The 18744-nt window shown below is 64.2% G+C and carries 15 protein-coding genes; 11 read left to right on the plus strand and 4 right to left on the minus strand.

The window, feature by feature from the left end:
* The first annotated feature begins 275 nt into the window (after positions 1 to 275).
* Entirely contained in the window at positions 276 to 1106 is an 831-nt protein-coding gene (locus tag SB765_RS25530; protein ID WP_341797974.1) for a DUF2242 domain-containing protein, read from the plus strand.
* Between the two features lie 353 nt (positions 1107 to 1459).
* Here the strand turns inward: SB765_RS25530 and SB765_RS25535 are convergent, their stop codons facing one another.
* Positions 1460 to 2500, minus strand: coding sequence for an AraC family transcriptional regulator (locus SB765_RS25535; RefSeq protein ID WP_341797975.1), 1041 nt, complete (start codon positions 2498 to 2500; stop codon positions 1460 to 1462).
* Positions 2501 to 2504: 4 nt separating this feature from the next.
* Entirely contained in the window at positions 2505 to 3623 is a 1119-nt protein-coding gene (locus SB765_RS25540; RefSeq protein ID WP_341797976.1) for a nitrilase-related carbon-nitrogen hydrolase, read from the minus strand.
* Positions 3624 to 3814: 191 nt separating this feature from the next.
* Between SB765_RS25540 and SB765_RS25545 the strand changes: the two genes are divergently transcribed.
* Complete coding sequence (locus tag SB765_RS25545; protein ID WP_341797977.1) at positions 3815 to 5851, plus strand: NADPH-dependent 2,4-dienoyl-CoA reductase; 2037 nt, start codon at positions 3815 to 3817, stop codon at positions 5849 to 5851.
* A 51-nt stretch (positions 5852 to 5902) separates the two neighbouring features.
* On the plus strand, positions 5903 to 6793 hold the full coding sequence (locus tag SB765_RS25550; RefSeq protein WP_410932121.1) for a 1-aminocyclopropane-1-carboxylate deaminase/D-cysteine desulfhydrase: 891 nt from the start codon (positions 5903 to 5905) through the stop codon (positions 6791 to 6793).
* Here the strand turns inward: SB765_RS25550 and SB765_RS25555 are convergent.
* Together SB765_RS25555 and SB765_RS25560 are read right to left on the minus strand one after the other, a co-directional pair.
* Positions 6784 to 7329: a cytochrome b gene (locus tag SB765_RS25555; protein ID WP_341797979.1), complete on the minus strand. Its 546-nt coding sequence runs from the start codon at positions 7327 to 7329 to the stop codon at positions 6784 to 6786. The genes SB765_RS25550 and SB765_RS25555 overlap by 10 nt on opposite strands.
* Positions 7330 to 7554: 225 nt before the next feature.
* Positions 7555 to 8532, minus strand: coding sequence for a DUF1853 family protein (locus tag SB765_RS25560; RefSeq protein ID WP_341797980.1), 978 nt, complete (start codon positions 8530 to 8532; stop codon positions 7555 to 7557).
* Positions 8533 to 8575: 43 nt separating this feature from the next.
* Here SB765_RS25560 and SB765_RS25565 point away from each other — a divergent pair, with 43 nt between their 5' ends.
* The 8 genes from SB765_RS25565 (at position 8576) to SB765_RS25600 (ending at position 18709) form a co-directional block, all read left to right on the plus strand.
* Positions 8576 to 9466, plus strand: coding sequence for an NAD(+) kinase (locus tag SB765_RS25565; RefSeq protein ID WP_341797981.1), 891 nt, complete (start codon positions 8576 to 8578; stop codon positions 9464 to 9466).
* A complete protein-coding gene (locus SB765_RS25570) occupies positions 9463 to 10437 on the plus strand; it encodes a metallophosphoesterase (protein WP_169725181.1) in 975 nt (324 codons plus the stop codon). Before SB765_RS25565 ends, SB765_RS25570 begins: the two co-directional genes overlap by 4 nt.
* Positions 10434 to 11321: a rhomboid family intramembrane serine protease gene (locus tag SB765_RS25575; protein ID WP_410932122.1), complete on the plus strand. Its 888-nt coding sequence runs from the start codon at positions 10434 to 10436 to the stop codon at positions 11319 to 11321. Before SB765_RS25570 ends, SB765_RS25575 begins: the two co-directional genes overlap by 4 nt.
* A gap of 13 nt (positions 11322 to 11334) precedes the next feature.
* Complete coding sequence (locus SB765_RS25580; RefSeq protein WP_016500845.1) at positions 11335 to 11595, plus strand: YeaC family protein; 261 nt, start codon at positions 11335 to 11337, stop codon at positions 11593 to 11595.
* Positions 11592 to 12422: a DUF2797 domain-containing protein gene (locus tag SB765_RS25585; protein ID WP_341797983.1), complete on the plus strand. Its 831-nt coding sequence runs from the start codon at positions 11592 to 11594 to the stop codon at positions 12420 to 12422. Before SB765_RS25580 ends, SB765_RS25585 begins: the two co-directional genes overlap by 4 nt.
* A gap of 13 nt (positions 12423 to 12435) precedes the next feature.
* Positions 12436 to 15093 (plus strand): aminopeptidase N, encoded by a 2658-nt coding sequence (gene pepN / locus SB765_RS25590; RefSeq protein WP_410932123.1) that lies wholly within the window; start codon positions 12436 to 12438, stop codon positions 15091 to 15093.
* A gap of 191 nt (positions 15094 to 15284) precedes the next feature.
* Positions 15285 to 16313, plus strand: a complete 1029-nt coding sequence (locus tag SB765_RS25595) for a WD40/YVTN/BNR-like repeat-containing protein (RefSeq protein WP_410932124.1) — start codon at positions 15285 to 15287, stop codon at positions 16311 to 16313.
* 20 nt (positions 16314 to 16333) lie between these two features.
* Complete coding sequence (locus SB765_RS25600) at positions 16334 to 18709, plus strand: efflux RND transporter permease subunit (protein WP_063425058.1); 2376 nt, start codon at positions 16334 to 16336, stop codon at positions 18707 to 18709.
* The last annotated feature ends 35 nt before the right edge of the window (positions 18710 to 18744 follow it).

Below are 18744 nucleotides of genomic sequence, written 5' to 3' on the forward strand. Positions count from 1 at the left end.
CAGCGGTAGTTCAGTCGGTTAGAATACCGGCCTGTCACGCCGGGGGTCGCGGGTTCGAGTCCCGTCCGCTGCGCCATCTTAGCCTCAAGGCCCCTTGAACGCCTTGAAGCACGAAAAAAGCGACCTTGGGGTCGCTTTTTTTGTTTCTACGGCTGGAAACCCCCGGCTTTACCCAGATTTACACCAACCTGACAGACTCTTCACCGACCAGTGGTTCCTGTGCCTGCCTGCTGTGTTGCACAATAGGCACCTTCTCGACTTACCCGGAATTCGCAATGACCAGATCTTCCGTCTTTGGTGCGCTCGGGCTGGCCCTGGTGCTGGCGGGGGTGGCCGGTTGTTCCTCGAAAAAAACCGCCGTGTACGAGCACGAGAACTTCGATGACTCGGGTACCTTCTCGCGCAGTTTTCCGGTGAGCGATGCCGGCTCCTGCGAGGCCGCCCGGCGTGCCTTGCTCAGCCAGGGCTACATCATCACCAACAGCGGCACCAACCAGGTGGTGGGCAACAAGAGCTTCCAGCAGAACAGCGAGAACCACCTGCAGATCAGCTTCAACGTGACCTGCGCGCCGGATGTGAGCGACGAGCAGCGTTCGACCATGTTCGCCAACGCCCTGCAGGACCGTTACGCCCTGAAAAAGTCCAACACCTCCGCCAGCCTGGGCGTGGGCGTGCTGGGTTCGGTATCGATGCCGATCGGCTCCAGCGACGACTCGATGGTCAAGGTGGCCAGCGAAACGGTGACGGCGGCGCAGTTCTATGACCGGTATTTCGCCCTGGTAGAGAGCTACCTGCCCAAACCGAAGCCGAAGAAGGTCGAAGAGGCCAAGGTCGAGGCGCCCAAGGTACAGAAACCCGCGGTGGAACTGGGGCTGCCGGAGCAGGCAGCTGCGAACCCGGTGGCACCTGCCCCGGCTCCGGAAGCCGTACCTGTGGCGCAAGTTGCACCAGCGGCTGCGGCCGTTGCCCCGGCCAGTGAAGCAGCAGCGGCACCGGTGGTGAATGACAGCCAGGGCTCGCAGCCGGTCGCGCCGCCGGCCGAAGCAGCGCCGATTCAGGTGCAGCAGGAAGCCCAGCCTGCCGAGGCCGCGTCGCCTTCCCTTTGACGGGGCGCCCGTACCGGCCCTTTCGCGGGCTTGCCCGCTCCCACAGGTAATGCGCAAGTTTCAGAGCTTGTGAAGGACCTGTGGGAGCGGGCAAGCCCGCGAAGAGGCCGGTACAGGCTTTCAACATTCCCTGTTACAGACACCCCGCGATAACTTCCTGAACACCTGCTACGTTTATCACTCATAAGCTTGTCATCATCTCTTCATCCCACCTGCCTAGGCTGAAGGTGATACCTACGAAGACATAACGAGCAAAGAGGACGCAGGGCGATGGATGAATACCAGGAAGAACTACTCGAAACCCAGGCTTACGAACTGGACACCCCGGAACCGGCTGAAGACGCTACCGAGCTTTAGCCCGCCCGCCGCTGGCTGCGGCGGAACTCCCCCGGCGTAAGGCCCGTCCAGCGCTTGAACGCGCGCTGGAAGGCCTCGGCCGAAGCAAACCCCAACAGATAGGCAATCTCGCCAAAGGCCAGCTCCGTGTCACGGATATAGGTCTCGGCCAGGTCGCGCCGCGTTTCATTGAGCAAGTCGCGAAAGCGCGTGCCTTCCTCGGCCAGCTTGCGGCGCAGGGTCCAGGTGGGCAACTGCAAGTGCAGCGCCACTTCTTCCAGGTCCGGTTCACGGCCGCCATTGAGCAGCGGGCCCAGCAGATGAGTAATGCGCTCACCCAGGCTGCGCACCCGCGTAAGCTGTTGCATTTGCGCCTCACACAGCTGCAGCAGGTGCTGCCAGGTGCTTGGGCAGTGCCTGGGGTTGGCCAGCTGCAGTGTGGCGCGGCTCAGACGCAGCTGGTTGCCCTCGGCCGCGAACTGTACGGGTGCGCTGCACAGCGGCTGATAGCGCGCCGCATAGGGAGGCGCGGAAAATTCGATGTCCAGGCGCTCGGCCTGCACCGTTGTGCCAGCCAGATCGGCCAGCTGCGCCAGCCAGCCGGCAAGCAGTGAATCCACCACGAAGCGGTTGTAGGCGTTGTAGGGGCTGATGGAGTAGAAGCGCAACCAGGCGCCCTGGGCATCTTCCTCGAAGCTGGAATGGCCACGGTAGTTGGCCGCATACAGTGGCTCGAAGCGCAGCAGGGTGCGCGCCGCATCGCCCAAGGTCGGCGCCTGGGCGGCGGTGACCCCGGCCAGGCCGGCATGCGCCAGTCGGCTCAGGCGCCCCATGTGCAGGCCCAGCGCGGCGTCACCGCACAGCTCGATGGCGGCGTGGCCCAGGTGCATGTAACGGGGGATCGACAAGCGCGCGCCGGCCTCTGCGAGGCGGGGTGCATCCAGGCCATAGCGGCGCAGCAGAGGCTCAGGCTCGTGACCCAGTTCGCGCAGGGCATCGGTCAGCGGCTGGACAAAGCCTACCGAAAGGTCGCCCAGGCGTACACGGGGGCGGGCCATGGGCCTATAGCCACAAGTTCAGCAGGCGAGCGCCATGGCTGGGGGTACCCGCCAGCAACTCACCCGACTGGCGGGCAAAGCCCTGGCCGTCGCTGGCCTGTTCCCAGAACTGCCCGCGCATGAACACGCTCATGCTGCTGACGCTGGCCCCTGCGGCCTCGGTCAGGCGTTGCCAGGCGCTCTGTTCGCTGACCTCGCCACGTTGCAGGGGCAGCCCGGCGCTGGCCTCCTGGTGGCGATTGCCACGCCATGGCGCTTCCCAACTGCCCTTGCCGCTGAGGAATACCGGGTTGGCGATCAGTTGTACCGCTTGTTGTGCCAGTTGCTGATGGTTTTCCGGGTACCAGCTGTCACTGCCCACCAGTACACCCAGGCGCCCGGCAGGGGTTTGCACCACTTGCAGGGGTTGTTGGCGGCCATCGTGGACATAGCGGCGCATTTCACTGTCGGGGAATTGCTGGCGCTGTGGCTGGCCCAGCAGTGAGCCATCACCGGCAAACACCAGGCTGCTATTGAACAGCGGGCCACTGCCGGCGTGCAGCACGCCCTGTTTCACGTAAGGCGCAGGCAGCACGATGGAGCCAGCCACCAGGGTGACGCCAAACTCTTTGGCCAGCCCGCCGAACAGCTGTTGGTAGTCCGCGGCCATCTGCTCGGCCTTCATGCGCAGGTGTGCATCCGCGCGCCAATCGTCGCCGTCGGCACCCAGCATGGCCAGGCCGTAACGCAGCGGGTTGCTCAGCTCCAGCCATTGCAAGGCCTCGCGGCTTTGCGTGACCTGATACAGCTCGTTCTTTTCCCCGCGAGCCCATAGCCAGGTACCGATGTGCTCCGGCAGCACCACCACCGTGCGCGGGCTCACCAGGCCCTGGGCGCGGGCCTGCTCCAGATAGGCTGCCAGCTTGCGGTGAAGGCGTTGCAGGTTCTGGTAGTCGCCTGGGTACAGCAGCGGCTCGACGCCCAGCAGGTTGCCGTGCTCGCCCGGTACGCCATGGTTGAGTGCCAGCTCGATGCGCAGGTCGGAAAGGTAGTGGCCTTCCGGGCGCTGTTGGGTCCAGAAACCGTAGCCGCAGAGGGAAGCGATCATCACCAGCGCCAGGGCGCTTGCCAAGAGTTTTCGCATGAAACAGGACGACGCCTTAAGAAACGAGGGTTCCCTAGCGTAGTCCTGCTGTTCGTCAGGATCAATAACTTGTCAGTTTCGATCATTGAGCCAATTCAAACGGCTGTTTAATGTCGCTGACAGACAAACGACGGGCCCCGCCGACCAGTGAGGTGCCCGCATACCGTGATCACGCCACCAGGGGACCTTCCATGGCCGCCGACCGCTACCCGCACCTGCTCGCTCCGCTGGACCTGGGCTTCACCACTCTGCGCAACCGCACCTTGATGGGCTCGATGCACACCGGCCTCGAAGAGCGCCCCGGCGGCTTCGAGCGCATGGCCGCGTACTTTGCCGAACGCGCCCGGGGCGGCGTCGGCCTGATGGTCACGGGCGGCATTGCGCCCAACGATGAAGGCGGGGTGTATTCCGGCGCGGCCAAGCTCAGCACCGAGGAAGAAGCCGACAAGCACCGCATCGTCACCGAAGCCGTGCACGCCGCCGGTGGCAAGGTGTGCCTGCAGATCCTGCATGCCGGGCGCTACGCCTACAGCCCACGGCAGGTGGCACCTAGCGCAATCCAGGCGCCGATCAACCCGTTCAAGCCCAAAGAGCTGGACGAGGAGGGCATCGAGAAACAGATCGCCGACTTCGTCAATTGCGCGGCACTGGCCCTGCGCGCCGGCTACGACGGCGTCGAGATCATGGGTTCGGAAGGCTACTTCATCAATCAGTTCCTGGCTGCCCATACCAACCACCGCACCGACCGCTGGGGCGGCAGCTACGAAAACCGCATGCGCCTGGCGGTGGAAATCGTCAGCCGGGTGCGCGGCGCGGTAGGGCCGAATTTCATCATCATCTTCCGCCTGTCGATGCTCGACCTGGTCGAGGGTGGCAGCACCTGGGACGAGATCGAGCTGCTGGCCAAGGCCATCGAGCAGGCCGGCGCGACCTTGATCAACACCGGCATCGGCTGGCACGAAGCGCGTATCCCGACCATTGCCACCAAGGTCCCGCGTGCGGCATTTACCAAAGTAACCGCCAAGCTGCGTGGTGTGGTGAGCATTCCGTTGATCACCACCAACCGTATCAATACGCCGGAAGTGGCCGAAGCCGTATTGGCCGAAGGCGATGCCGACATGGTCTCGATGGCCCGGCCGTTCCTGGCCGACCCGGACTTCGTCAACAAGGCAGCGGCTGGCCGCGCCGACGAGATCAATACCTGCATCGGATGCAACCAGGCCTGCCTGGACCATACTTTTGGCGGCAAGCTGACCAGCTGCCTGGTCAACCCGCGTGCCTGCCACGAAACCGAGCTCAACTACCTGCCAGTACGGGCAGTGAAGCGCATTGCCGTGGTTGGCGCCGGCCCCGCCGGTTTGGCTGCGGCCACCGTGGCAGCCGAGCGTGGCCATGCGGTGACGCTGTTTGACGCCGCCAGCGAAATCGGCGGCCAGTTCAACGTGGCCAAGCGGGTGCCGGGCAAGGAGGAGTTCTTCGAAACCCTGCGCTATTTCCGCAACAAGGTGAAAAACACGGGCGTGGACCTGCGCCTGAATACCCGTGTCGACGTACAGGCGTTGGTGAGCGGCGGCTACGACGAAATCATCCTGGCCACTGGCATCGCACCGCGTACCCCGGACATCCCAGGTGTCGAGCATGCCAAGGTGCTCAGCTACCTGGACGTGCTGCTTGAGCGCAAGCCGGTGGGCAAGGCGGTTGCGGTGATTGGTGCGGGTGGCATCGGTTTCGATGTGTCCGAGTACCTGGTGCACGAGGGCGTGGCCACCAGCCAGGACCGTGAGGCGTTCTGGAAGGAGTGGGGCATCGATACCCAGCTTGAGGCGCGTGGTGGTGTGGCCGGGGTCAAGGCCGAGCCGCATGCCCCGGCGCGCCAGGTCTACCTGTTGCAGCGCAAGAAGTCCAAGGTGGGTGATGGCCTGGGCAAGACGACCGGCTGGATTCACCGCACCGGGTTGAAGAACAAGCGGGTGCAGATGCTGAACAGCGTCGAGTACCTGGGTATCGACGATGCCGGTTTGCACATCCGCGTGGCGGACGGCGAGCCGCAGGTGCTGCCGGTGGACAACGTGGTGATCTGCGCCGGGCAGGACCCGCTGCGTGAGTTGCAGGACGGCCTGGTGGCGGCGGGGCAGTCGGTGCACCTGATTGGCGGGGCCGATGTGGCGGCCGAGCTGGATGCCAAACGGGCGATCAACCAAGGTTCAAGGTTGGCGGCTGAGCTCTGAGGTTGCTGGGGCCGCACAGCGGCCCCAGGATTTCGCTGGTAAACTCGCACGATGCTTTTCGACTTCCCTCAAGCGCCCCTGCAACCCCTGAGCCTGCCTTGGCTGGCAATTGCCAATGTCGAGGCCGCCATCCTGCGGCTGGACCTGATCGACCCACTGATCAGCGGCAACAAGTGGTTCAAGCTTCGCCATCACCTGCAGCAAGCCAGCGTCAGCAAAGCCCCGGGCCTGATCAGCCTCGGCGGCAACCACTCCAACCACCTGCACGCCCTGGCCGCCGCCGGCAAGCGCTTCGGCTTCGCCACCGCCGGCCTGCTGCGGGGTCACGCTCAGGAAACACCTACGGTGCGTGACCTTCAGGCGCTGGGCATGGAGCTGCACTGGCTGGGCTACGGCGGCTACCGCGCGCGCAACGAACCCGGATTCTGGGGGCCCTGGCAGGCACGCTACCCAGGCTGGCATTGCATTCCGGAAGGCGGCGGCGGGCCGGCCGGTGCACAGGGCTGTGGCCTGATCATGGAACAGGCACGCGCGCAGATCACGGCACTGGGCTGGTCGGGCTACGATGCCTGGTGGCTGGCTGCCGGAACAGGTACTACCTTGGCCGGCCTGGTACTGGCCGAGGCGGGTGCACATGCCGTCCATGGCGCGCTGGCTGTGCCCAGGGATCATGGTGTGCCGGACGCGGTGGCAGCATTGGCCGGTGCGCACGGCTACCAGCTACACGACGCTTGCCGTGGCGGTTTCGGCAAATTCGACGATGAGCTGCTGGGATTCGTCGCAGAGTGCGAGCTGCACAGCGGTGTACCGCTTGAAGCCCTCTACACCGGCAAGGCTCTGCTGGCCTTGCGTGATCAGGTCGAGGTCGGGCTGTTCGCGCCCGGCACCCGCCTGATCGTGGTACACACCGGTGGCCTGCAGGGCCGGCGAGGTTACTTGTAGGGCAGCATGCGCAGCAGCGTGTTGTCGCGCTGCACATAGTGGTGGTACAGCCCGGCCACCGCGTGCAGGCCGATCAGCCAGTAGCCCCAGCTGCCCACGCGTTCATGCCAGCCTTTGATGAACTTGGCCTGGTCCGGGTCCGGACCGATCAGGTGCGGCAGTTCCAGGCCGAAGAACGGCACCGGTTTGTCGGCGGCGCTGAGGATCAGCCAGCCGGCCAGCGGCAGGCCGATCATCAGCAGGTACAGCGCCAGGTGCATCAGGTGCGCAAGGCCGGTCTGCCAGGCCGGCGGCTTGGGCACGATGGGCGGGGTAGGGCGGCTCAGGCGCATGGCCAGGCGCAGCCAGACCAGCACGAACACGCTGAGCCCGAGCATGAAGTGCAGGTCCTTCATCAGGTTGCGTTCGGCACTGTCCTTGGGGAACAGGCCGCGCAATTCGATGAGTGCATAGACAGCGGCCAGCAGCACCAGCATCAGCCAATGCAGGGCAATGGACAGGCGCGCGTAATGGGTCGCGGGGGTGGATGAAACCATGATCGGTCCTCGTCATCAGGTCAAAATGGCGCTCTTGCTGGCGCTCAGGTACCACTGTAGTGGTTACCAGAAACAAATCTTTGCGCTAGGTCTGTGAAAATTGTGTTGCCTGTGCCGGCCTCTTCGCAGCACAAGGCTGCTCCTACACGGGCAGCACGGCTCTCAAGACCTGTACGGTCCCTGTAGGAGCAGCCTTGTGCTGCGAAGAGGCCGGGTCAGGCAACATCATGCCTGCGCTGAAAATGGCCAACTGTCAGCCACCAGAAACACCCGCTCCACCTCCTGCCAGGCACCATCAGCATCAGGCTCCAACCTCACCAGCAACTGCGCCGGCGCCTGCCGCTCAAGCATGTGCAACCAGGCCGCAAACTGCTCCACCGTCCAGCCGTCGCCTGCCTCGACCCGCGCAGGTGCCAGCCAGGCATGCCGCTGCAATGGCTGCCAATGCTCACCCTCTGCCATGACCCAGTCCCGCCGGCGCACCCAGCGCCCGCGCAAGTGCTGCGGGTTGGCGCCCGCAGGTGGTTCGGCATGCCCAGGCCACGGATAGAACAGGTAGCCACCCAGCCACACGTGTGCCTGCACCTGCTCAACCCCCAACCGTGCCAACAGCTCGCGGCTGTGCGCGCCGTTCGACATGGGCAACTGGTGCCCGGTCAGGTGCGCAAGCTTGGTCTCCAGCCGGTCATGGCACCCAGGCCCCAGCCAGGCATGCGGGTCGTGCCCGGCGTCTTGCGGCCCCAGGTACAACTTGATCGCCAGCTCAAGGTGGTGCACACCGTCGCGGTCGCGCAGCACCACGTCCAGCTCGCCCAGGGTGTGCCCACCGTCACGGATTGCCAGGTTGGCCGCCAGCAGCTCGATGCCGGGTGCCTGGCCCAGGGCAAATTGCCACAGCCGTTCGTAGTAAAGCCCCAGCCGCCGGCTGCCGAGCTTTGCCAGCCAATCGCGCAACGGGCGATCGTCGGCATCCAGCGCCCGCAACCAGCCCTCGAGGCGCTGCGGCTGCTCCGCCCAGAGGCTGCCCGTCAGCGGGTGGCGCTGGGGGCAGGGCGGGGCGCTGAGCAGGGGCGGCGACAGCAGGGCCCAGGCCAGGTCGCGCACGGCGGGGCGGCGTAGCTGCCGGGGCAGGTCGTTGAGCAGGGCGAATGGAGTCATCCAGCGAGCATAGCCGGTTTGCCGCTGCCCGGTGGTTTCGCCCATAATCGGTCCATCGTCACCCGTCGCAGAGCCCCGCAGGAGCCCCATGGAGCAATTTCGCAATATCGGTATCATCGGTCGCCTTGGCAGCTCGCAGGTGCTCGACACCATTCGCCGACTGAAAAAATTCCTCCTCGAGCGCCACTTGCATGTGATTCTCGAAGACACCATTGCCGAAGTACTGCCCGGCCATGGCCTGCAAACCTCCACCCGCAAGCTGCTGGGCGAGGTCTGTGACCTGGTCATCGTGGTCGGCGGCGACGGCAGCCTGCTGGGCGCCGCCCGCGCCCTGGCCCGGCACAACATTCCGGTGCTGGGCATCAACCGTGGCAATTTGGGCTTCCTCACCGACATCCGCCCCGACGAGCTGGAAGAGAAAGTGGCGCAAGTGCTCGACGGCCACTACCTGGTGGAAAACCGCTTCCTGCTGCAGGCCGAGGTGCGTCGCCACCACGAAGCCATCGGCCAGGGTGATGCGCTGAACGACGTGGTTCTGCACCCGGGCAAGTCCACGCGCATGATCGAGTTCGAGATCTACATCGACGGCCAGTTCGTCTGCAGCCAGAAGGCCGACGGCCTGATCGTCGCCACCCCCACCGGTTCCACCGCCTACGCGCTGTCGGCCGGTGGCCCGATCATGCACCCCAAGCTCGACGCCATCGTCATCGTGCCAATGTACCCGCACACCCTGTCGGGCCGGCCGATCGTGGTCGACGGCAACAGCGAGCTGAAGATCGTGGTGTCCAAGGACCTGCAGATCTACCCGCAGGTGTCCTGTGACGGCCAGAACCACTTTACCTGCGCCCCCGGCGACACCATCACGGTGAGCAAGAAACCGCAGAAGCTGCGCCTTATCCACCCGCTGGACCACAATTACTACGAGGTCTGCCGCACCAAACTGGGTTGGGGCAGCCGTCTGGGGAGCAGGGACGACTGATGCTCGATCCGGCGCGAAGTTTCGACATCATTGGTGACGTGCACGGCTGTGCACTGACCCTTGAACGCCTGCTCGACGCCCTCGGTTACAAGCGTGTGGCCGGCGTGTGGCGCCACCCAAGGCGCCTGGCGCTGTTCCTGGGCGATATCGTCGACCGCGGGCCACGCATTCGCGAGGCGCTGCACATCGTCCATGACATGGTCGAGGCCGGCCAGGCGTTCTGCATCATGGGCAACCACGAATACAACGCCCTGGGCTGGGTCACCCCGGCGCTGCCCGGCAGCGGCAAGGCCTATGTGCGCGAGCACACGCCACGCCACGCCCGGCTGATCGACGAAACCCTCACCCAGTTCGCCCACCACCCCGGCGACTGGCACGACTTCGTCAACTGGTTCTACCAGCTGCCGCTGTTCATCGACGCCGGGCGCTTCCGCCTGGTGCACGCCTGCTGGGACCCGCGGTTGATCGAGCCGCTGCGCCAGCAATACCCTGACGGGCGCATTGATGAGCACTTCATCCAGGCCTCGGCGGTGAGTGGCAGTTTCGCCGACACGGTGTGCAACCGCCTGCTGCGCGGCACCGACATGCGCCTGCCGGACGGCCTGACCCTGACCGGCGGCGACGGCCTGACCCGTGCCTTCTTCCGCACCAAGTTCTGGGAAGAAGACCCGCAAACCTACGGCGACATCGTGTTCCAGCCCGATGCCCTGCCCGAAGAGGTGGCCAGTACCCCGCTCAGCCACAGCCAGAAGAACGCCTTGCTGCGTTATGCCGAAGACGAGCCGTTGCTGTTCGTTGGCCACTACTGGCGCAGCGGCCGGCCGGCGCCGATCCGCGCCAACCTGGCCTGCCTGGACTACAGCGCCGTGCTCTACGGCAAGCTGGCCGCCTATCGGCTGGATGATGAAACCCGCATCGACCCGCACAAGTTCGTCTGGGTCGACGTCGACCGCCCACAGGCCAACCAATGAACATTATCGAAGTGATGCGCCTGCCGCTGTCGGTCGACCTCAGCGGCTTCATCCACCTGCTGCAGCGCCTGCAGGTGCCGTACCGGGTGAGCGAGGACGGCGATGCCCAGGTGCTCTGGGCGCCTGACACCCTGGTCGAAGACGTGCTGCAACTCTACCAACGCTACCCCGACGGCAATGCCGACATCCAGGTGGCAGAGGAACCGGTGCAAGCGAGCATGCCCGCGAATAGCCCCACACAGCCCTCCCTGGTAGAACAGGCCAAAGCCTGCAAGGTCACCACCCTAACCCTGCTGTTGTGTTTCATCGTCGCCGGCCTCACCAGCCTGGGCGACAACTTCACCACCATCAGCTGGTTCACCTTCCTCGACTTCCGCGTCCAGGGCGACTACCTGTATTTCAGCTCGCTGGCGCAAGTTCTGGACGAAGGCCAGTGGTGGCGCCTGGTATCGCCCATGCTGCTGCACTTCGGTGTGCTGCACCTGGCCATGAACAGCCTGTGGTACTGGGAGCTGGGCAAGCGAATCGAACTGCGCCAGGGCCCCTGGATGCTGCTGGGCCTGACCCTGCTGTTCAGCCTGGTGTCCAACCTGGCCCAGCACTACACCAGCGGGCCGAGCCTGTTCGGCGGGCTGTCTGGCGTGCTGTACGGTTTGCTCGGGCATATCTGGCTGTATCAGTGGCTGGCGCCCAATCGTTACTTCAACCTGCCAAAGGGCGTGCTGGTGATGATGCTGATCTGGCTGGTGGTATGCCTGACCGGTGTGGTCGGCACGCTGGGCCTCGGCCAGATCGCCAACGCCGCCCATGTTGGCGGGTTGCTCATCGGATGCCTGACCGGGCTCTTGGGTGGGGCGCTGGCCCGGCGTAAACTGTCGGCTTGAATCAGGAGACACTATGTCCACTTTCGCGCAAATGATTGAAAACATCACACCGGAAATCTACGAGAGCCTGAAACTGGCCGTGGAAATCGGCAAATGGTCCGATGGCCGCAAGCTCACCGCCGAGCAAAAAGAGCTGTCGCTGCAAGCCGTGATCGCCTGGGAGATCCAGAACCTGCCCGAAGACCAGCGCACCGGCTACATGGGCCCGCAGGAATGCGCATCGAAGTCTGCGCCGATCGCCAACATTCTGTTCAAATCGGACTCGGTACATTGATCGAACTCGCTCGTGGCTCGTTGAGCAAAATGGCGGTAAGCCTGCAGGCACCCGTGGTGCAATACAGCTTCCGCCTGGATGACACGCAGGTGCCGGTCAACCCGCTGATCGGCCAGCGCCTGCGCCTGGAATACCTCGGCGCCATTCACTGCAACCACTGCGGCAAACGCACCAAGACCAGCTTCAGCCAGGGGTACTGCTACCCGTGCATGACCAAGCTGGCCCAGTGCGATGTGTGCATCATGGCCCCGGAAAAATGCCACTACGACGCTGGCACCTGTCGCGAGCCGTCGTGGGGCGAACAGTTCTGCATGACCGACCACGTGGTCTACCTGGCCAATTCGTCAGGGATCAAGGTGGGCATCACCCGCGCCACTCAGCTGCCCACCCGCTGGCTCGACCAGGGCGCCAGCCAGGCCCTGCCGATCATGCGTGTGGCTACCCGTCAGCAGTCAGGCCTGGTCGAAGACGTGCTGCGCAGCCAGGTGCCGGACCGCACCAACTGGCGCGCGCTGCTCAAAGGCGATGCCGAGGTGCTCGACTTGCCGGCTATCCGCGATCAGATCTTCGACGCCTGCGCCGATGGCCTGCGTGAGTTGCACGGGCGCTTTGGCCTGCAGGCGATCCAGCCGCTGGCCGACGCCGAAGTGGTGCAGATGAAGTACCCGGTCGAGGCCTACCCGAAAAAGATCGTCAGCTTCAACCTCGACAAGGACCCGGTGGCCGAAGGCACGCTGCTGGGCATCAAGGGCCAGTACCTGATCTTCGACACCGGTGTGATCAATATTCGCAAGTACACGGCCTACCAGTTGGCCGTGCTCCAGTAAAAAGGACCTGCACATGCGTACCGAACAACCGCAAGTGATCTACCTGAAGGATTACCAGGCGCCCGAGTACCTGATCGACGAGACGCACCTGACCTTCGAGCTGTTCGAGGACCACACCCTGGTTCACGCGCAACTGGTGATGCGCCGCAACCCGGCACGCGGTGCCGGCCTGCCGCCGCTGGTGCTCGACGGCCAGCAGCTGGAACTGCTGCGCGCCGCGCTGGACGACCAGGAACTGCAGGCGGGCGACTACCAGCTCGAAGCCGACAGCCTGACGCTGCACCCCAAGGCCGAGCAGTTCACCCTCGACACCAGCGTAAAGATCCACCCCGAGAGCAACACCGCGCTGGAAGGCCTGTACAAGTCGGGCAAGATGTTCTGCACCCAGTGCGAGGCCGAGGGCTTCCGCAAGATCACCTACTACCTCGACCGCCCGGACGTGATGAGCACCTTCACCACCACGGTGATTGCCGAGCAGCATCGCTACCCGGTGCTGTTGTCGAACGGCAACCCAACGGGCAGCGGGCCGGCCGAGGACGGCCGCCACTGGGCCACCTGGGAAGACCCGTTCAAGAAGCCGGCCTACCTGTTCGCGCTGGTGGCCGGTGACTTGTGGTGCGTCGAGGACAACTTCACACGCCAGTCTGGCCGCGATGTGATGCTGCGCATCTATGTCGAGCCCGAAAACCTCGACAAGTGCGACCACGCGATGGTCAGCCTGAAGAAGTCCATGCGCTGGGACGAAGAAGTCTACGGCCGCGAGTACGACCTGGACATCTTCATGATTGTTGCGGTCAACGACTTCAACATGGGCGCCATGGAAAACAAGGGCCTGAACATCTTCAATTCCAGCTGTGTGCTGGCCCGTGCCGAAACCGCCACCGATGCCGCGCACCAGCGCGTCGAAGGCGTGGTCGCCCACGAGTACTTCCACAACTGGTCGGGTAACCGTGTCACCTGCCGTGACTGGTTCCAGCTGTCGCTGAAAGAAGGCTTCACGGTGTTCCGCGATGCCGAGTTCAGCGCCGACATGAACTCGCGCACGGTCAAGCGCATCGAAGACGTCGCCTACCTGCGCACCCACCAGTTCGCCGAAGACGCCGGCCCCATGGCCCACCCCGTGCGCCCGGACAGCTTCATCGAAATCTCCAACTTCTACACCCTGACCGTGTACGAGAAGGGCGCCGAAGTGGTACGCATGGTCCGTACCCTGCTAGGTAACGAAGGCTTCCGCAAAGGCAGCGACCTGTACTTCGAACGCCATGATGGCCAGGCGGTGACCACCGATGACTTCATCAAGGCCATGGAAGACGCCAACGGTGTCGACTTCACCCAGTTCAAGCGCTGGTACAGCCAGGCCGGTACCCCGCGCCTGGAAGTCAGCGAAGCCTATGACGCTGCTGCGCAGACCTACAGCCTGGCCTTCCGCCAGAGCTGCCCGCAAACCCCGGACAAGGCCGAAAAGCTCCCGTTCGTGATCCCGGTCGAGCTGGGCCTGCTGGACGCCGAAGGCAATGACCTGCCGCTGCGTCTGGCCGGTGAACCGGCTGCGGGCGGTACCAGCCGTGTGCTGTCGGTGACCGAGGGCGAGCAGACGTTCACCTTCGAGGGTATCCAGGCCAAGCCGTTGCCCTCGCTGCTGCGCGGCTTCAGCGCCCCGGTGAAGCTCAGCTTCCCTTACAACCGCGACCAGCTGATGTTCCTGATGCAGCACGACAGCGACGGTTTCAACCGCTGGGAAGCGGGCCAGCAGCTGTCGGTGCAGGTACTGCAAGAACTGATCGGCCAGCATCAACGCGGCGAAGCCCTGAAACTCGACCAGCGCCTGATCACTGCCCTGGGCACCGTGCTGGGCAACGAGTCGCTGGACGCCGCCATGGTTGCCGAAATGCTTTCGCTGCCGGGCGAGGCCTACCTCACCGAAATCAGCCAGGTGGCCGACGTCGATGCCATCCACGCTGCCCGTGAGTTCGCCCGCCAGCAGATCGCCGCACAGCTGTTCGACGCCCTGTGGGCGCGCTACCAGGCCAACCGTGAAGTGTCGCGCAGCACCGCTTATGTGGCCTCTGCCGAGCACTTCGCCCGCCGTAGCCTGCAGAACATCGCCCTGTCGTACCTGATGCAGAGCGGCAAGCCGCAGGTGCTGGAAGCGACCCTGGAGCAGTTCGATCAGTGCGACAACATGACCGAACGCCTCACGGCCCTGGCGGTGCTGGTCAACTCGCCGTTCGAAGCCGAGCGGGCCAAGGCCCTGGAAGCCTTTGCCGAGCACTTCAAGGACAACCCGCTGGTCATGGACCAGTGGTTCAGCGTGCAGGCGGCCAGCGCGCTGCCGGGCGGGCTGGCGCGGGTCAAGGCGTTGATGCAGCACCCGGCGTTCACCCTGAAGAATCCGAACAAGGTACGTGCGCTGGTGGGTGCCTTTGCCGGGCAGAACCTAGTCAACTTCCATGCCGCCGATGGTTCGGGCTATCGCTTCCTGGCGGACCTGGTGATCGAGCTGAATGCGCTTAACCCGCAGATTGCCTCGCGGCAACTGGCGCCGCTGACCCGCTGGCGCAAGTATGACGCTGCGCGCCAGGCCCTGATGAAGGGCGAGCTGGAGCGGATCCTGGCTTCGGGTGAGCTGTCCAGTGATGTGTATGAAGTGGTGAGCAAGAGCCTGGCGTAAGCCTGGTAGATCATGGGGCCGCGAAGCGGCCCCCTGCATTCCCGGATAACAAAACATAACACCCCGCCCGTTGTATCCCCGCCAACATCCCCGCTACGATCCCCTCAAGCTATTGCAGGCCTCTAGATCAGGCTTTTCGCAGTACCTGCAATGCATTGACCCACCAACAAGAACACAACAAGGGGGCAGTCATGAGGGAACCGCTATGGGCGCCAGCCAGGCGTGGTGCCTGGCCATGGGCGGCCAGCGCAGTGCTGGCACTGGCTTTGGGGGTGTGGGCCGACAGTGCCCAGGCCGCCGCCGCCGACGAATACTCCACCGAATCCGCCAAGGCCAGCCAAAGCCTGTTGATCGACGCCACCCATGCCGGCAAGCGCCTGGTGGTGGTGGGTGATCGCGGCCACATTCTGTTCTCCGACGACCAGGGCAGCACCTGGACCCAGGCCCGGGTCCCCACCCGGCAGTTGCTCACCGCCGTGTTCTTCCTCGATGACAAGCGCGGCTGGGCGGTCGGCCATGATGCGCAGATCCTCGCCAGCAACGACGGCGGGGCCACCTGGAGCAAGCAGTTCGAAGACCTCGCCCGCGAAGCGCCCTTGCTCGATGTTGCCTTCCTTGACGCCCAGCACGGCTTTGCCGTGGGTGCCTACGGCGCCTTGCTGGAAACCACAGACGGCGGGCAGTACTGGCAGGACGTGGCCGAGCGCCTGGACAACCCTGACCAGTTGCACCTGAACGGTATCGCCCGGGTGCGTGACGCCGGCCTGTTCATCGTGGGCGAGCAGGGTGGCATGTTCCGCTCCGCCGACAACGGCCAGACCTGGTCCAAAGTCCAGGGCCCTTACGAGGGCTCGCTGTTCGGCGTGATCGGCACCGCCCAGCCGAACGCCCTGCTGGCGTATGGCCTGCGCGGCAACCTGTTCCGTTCCACCGATTTTGGCGACAGCTGGCAGCCGATCGAACTCAAGGCCGCGCGCGGTAACCTCGAATTCGGTCTGGCAAGCGCTACGCTTCTCGATGATGGCACCCTGGTGCTGGTCGGCAACGGCGGCAGCGTGCTGCGCAGCGCCGATGGCGGTCAGACCTTCAGCGTGTACAACCGCGCCGACCGCATCGCCTTGGCTGGCGTCAGCGGCCTGGCCAATGGCGGCCTGCTGCTGGTAGGGCAGGGCGGTGTACACCTGGCGGATGCCCAGGGTGCCGAGGGGGCGAGCCAATGACCAGCAGGGAGAGCATTACCATGCACCCGCACCACCAGGACAAGGCCACGCTGCTCGAACGCCTGATCTTCAACAACCGCCCCGTGGTCATCGCGCTGTGCGTGCTGGTGAGCATTTTCCTGTTCTGGCAGGCCACGCAGATTCGCCCGTCCACCAGCTTCGAGAAGATGATCCCGCTGCAGCACCCGTTCATCGAGCAGATGATGGAGCACCGCAACGACCTGGCCAACCTCGGCAACACCGTACGCATTTCGGTCGAAGCGGTGAACGGCGACATCTTCGACAAGGACTACATGGAGACCCTGCGCCAGGTCCACGACGAGGTGTTCTACATCCCAGGCGTCGACCGTGCCGGGCTGAAGTCGCTGTGGAGCCCCAGCGTGCGCTGGAGCGAGGTGACCGAAGAGGGCTTTTCCGGTGGCGAGGTAATCCCCAACACCTACAACGGTTCGCAGGACAGCCTCGATACCCTGCGCGACAACGTGCTCAAGTCTGGCCAGGTGGGGCGCCTGGTGGGTAACAATTTCAAGTCCAGCATCGTCGACGTGCCGCTGCTGGAGAGCTACCCCGACCCGCAGGACCCAGGCAAGCAGGTCAAGCTGGACTACCAGCAGTTCTCGCACCTGCTGGAAGAGAAGATCCGCGACAAGTTCCAGGCGCAGAACCCCAATGTGAAAATCCACATTGTCGGCTTCGCCAAGAAGGTCGGCGACCTCATCGACGGCCTGGTGATGGTGGCGATGTTCTTCGGCGTCGCCCTGGCCATTACCTGGGTGCTGTTGTACTGGTTCACCTGGTGCATCCGCAGCACCATCGCCGTGCTCATCACCACCCTGGTGGCGGTGGTCTGGCAGCTTGGGCTTATGCATGCGGTGGGCTTTGGCCTGGACCCTTACTCGATGTTGGTACCGTTCCTGATCTTCGCCATCGGCATTTCCCACGGGGTGCAGAAGATCAACGGCATCGCCTTGCAGTCGAGTGACGCCGACAACGCCCTCACGGCGGCCAGGCGCACCTTCCGCCAGCTGTTCCTGCCGGGCATGATCGCCATCCTCGCAGACGCGGTGGGCTTCATCACCCTGCTGATCATCGATATCGGGGTGATCCGAGAGCTGGCCATCGGTGCGTCCATCGGCGTGGCGGTGATCGTATTCACCAACCTGATCCTGTTGCCGGTGGCTATTTCCTACGTTGGCATCAGCAAGAAGGCCATCGAGCGCAGCAAGAAGGACGCCACCCGCGAGCACCCGTTCTGGCGCCTGTTGTCGAACTTCGCCAGTGCCAAGGTGGCGCCGGTGTCTGTAACCCTGGCGCTGGTCGCCTTCGCCGGCGGCCTGTGGTACAGCCAGAACCTGAAGATCGGCGACCTCGACCAGGGCGCGCCGGAGCTGCGCCCCGACTCGCGCTATAACCAGGACAACAGCTTCATCATCAGCAACTACTCGACCAGTTCCGACGTGCTGGTGATCATGGTCAAGACCCCGCCGGAGCAGTGCTCGGTCCACTCGACCATGGCGCCGATCGACGAGCTGATGTGGACCATGCAGAACACCCCGGGTGTGCAGTCGGCGATTTCCCTGGTGACCGTGTCCAAGCAGGTGATCAAGGGCATGAACGAGGGCAGCCTGAAATGGGAAACCCTGTCGCGCAACCCGGACATCCTCAACAACTCCATCGCCCGTGCCGACGGCCTGTACAACGGTGACTGCTCGCTGGCGCCGGTGTTGGTGTTCCTCAACGACCATAAGGCCGAGACCCTGGAGCGGGTTACTGCTGCGGCCAAGGCGTTTGCCGACAGCCACAACAAGGAAGGCCTGCAGTTCCTGCTGGCGGCGGGCAACGCCGGGATCGAGGCAGCGACCAACGAGGTGATCAAGTCGGCCGAGCTGACCATCCTGATCCTGGTGTACATCTGTGTGGCAGTGATGTGCCTGATCACCTTCCGCTCGTTCGCCGCCACCCTCTGCATCGTCCTGCCGCTGGTACTGACCTCGGTGCTGGGCAATGCGCTGATGGCCTACATGGGCATCGGGGTGAAGGTGGCGACCTTGCCGGTAGTGGCGCTGGGCGTGGGGATTGGCGTGGATTACGGCATCTACATCTACAGCCGGCTGGAAAGCTTCCTGCGTGCCGGGCTGCCGTTGCAGGAGGCCTATTACCAGACCCTGCGTTCGACGGGTAAAGCCGTGTTGTTCACTGGCTTGTGCCTGGCCATCGGCGTGTGCACCTGGATCTTCTCGGCAATCAAGTTCCAGGCTGATATGGGGCTGATGCTGACCTTCATGCTGCTGTGGAACATGTTTGGCGCGCTGTGGCTGCTGCCGGCGCTGGCACGGTTCCTGATAAAACCGGAGAAGATGGTGGGCAAGGAAGGTGGGTCCATTTTCGCCCATTGAATCGCAAGGGGCCGCTTTGCGGCCCATTCGCAGCA

The sequence above is a fragment of the Pseudomonas sp. SIMBA_067 genome (assembly GCF_046534675.1).
GTDB classification, from domain to species: Bacteria; Pseudomonadota; Gammaproteobacteria; order Pseudomonadales; family Pseudomonadaceae; genus Aquipseudomonas; species Aquipseudomonas putida.

What these genes read in the sequence shown, in the direction of transcription:
- SB765_RS25575 (WP_410932122.1), top strand. Translation starts at nt 10,434, where the DNA reads ATGAACATTATCGAAGTGATGCGCCTGCCGCTGTCGGTCGACCTCAGC.
- SB765_RS25535 (WP_341797975.1), bottom strand. Translation starts at nt 2,500, where the DNA reads ATGGCCCGCCCCCGTGTACGCCTGGGCGACCTTTCGGTAGGCTTTGTC.
- pepN (WP_410932123.1), top strand. Translation starts at nt 12,436, where the DNA reads ATGCGTACCGAACAACCGCAAGTGATCTACCTGAAGGATTACCAGGCG.
- SB765_RS25560 (WP_341797980.1), bottom strand. Translation starts at nt 8,532, where the DNA reads ATGGGCGAAACCACCGGGCAGCGGCAAACCGGCTATGCTCGCTGGATG.
- SB765_RS25595 (WP_410932124.1), top strand. Translation starts at nt 15,285, where the DNA reads ATGAGGGAACCGCTATGGGCGCCAGCCAGGCGTGGTGCCTGGCCATGG.
- SB765_RS25580 (WP_016500845.1), top strand. Translation starts at nt 11,335, where the DNA reads ATGTCCACTTTCGCGCAAATGATTGAAAACATCACACCGGAAATCTAC.
- SB765_RS25545 (WP_341797977.1), top strand. Translation starts at nt 3,815, where the DNA reads ATGGCCGCCGACCGCTACCCGCACCTGCTCGCTCCGCTGGACCTGGGC.
- SB765_RS25540 (WP_341797976.1), bottom strand. Translation starts at nt 3,623, where the DNA reads ATGCGAAAACTCTTGGCAAGCGCCCTGGCGCTGGTGATGATCGCTTCC.
- SB765_RS25530 (WP_341797974.1), top strand. Translation starts at nt 276, where the DNA reads ATGACCAGATCTTCCGTCTTTGGTGCGCTCGGGCTGGCCCTGGTGCTG.
- SB765_RS25555 (WP_341797979.1), bottom strand. Translation starts at nt 7,329, where the DNA reads ATGGTTTCATCCACCCCCGCGACCCATTACGCGCGCCTGTCCATTGCC.
- SB765_RS25600 (WP_063425058.1), top strand. Translation starts at nt 16,334, where the DNA reads ATGCACCCGCACCACCAGGACAAGGCCACGCTGCTCGAACGCCTGATC.
- SB765_RS25550 (WP_410932121.1), top strand. Translation starts at nt 5,903, where the DNA reads ATGCTTTTCGACTTCCCTCAAGCGCCCCTGCAACCCCTGAGCCTGCCT.
- SB765_RS25565 (WP_341797981.1), top strand. Translation starts at nt 8,576, where the DNA reads ATGGAGCAATTTCGCAATATCGGTATCATCGGTCGCCTTGGCAGCTCG.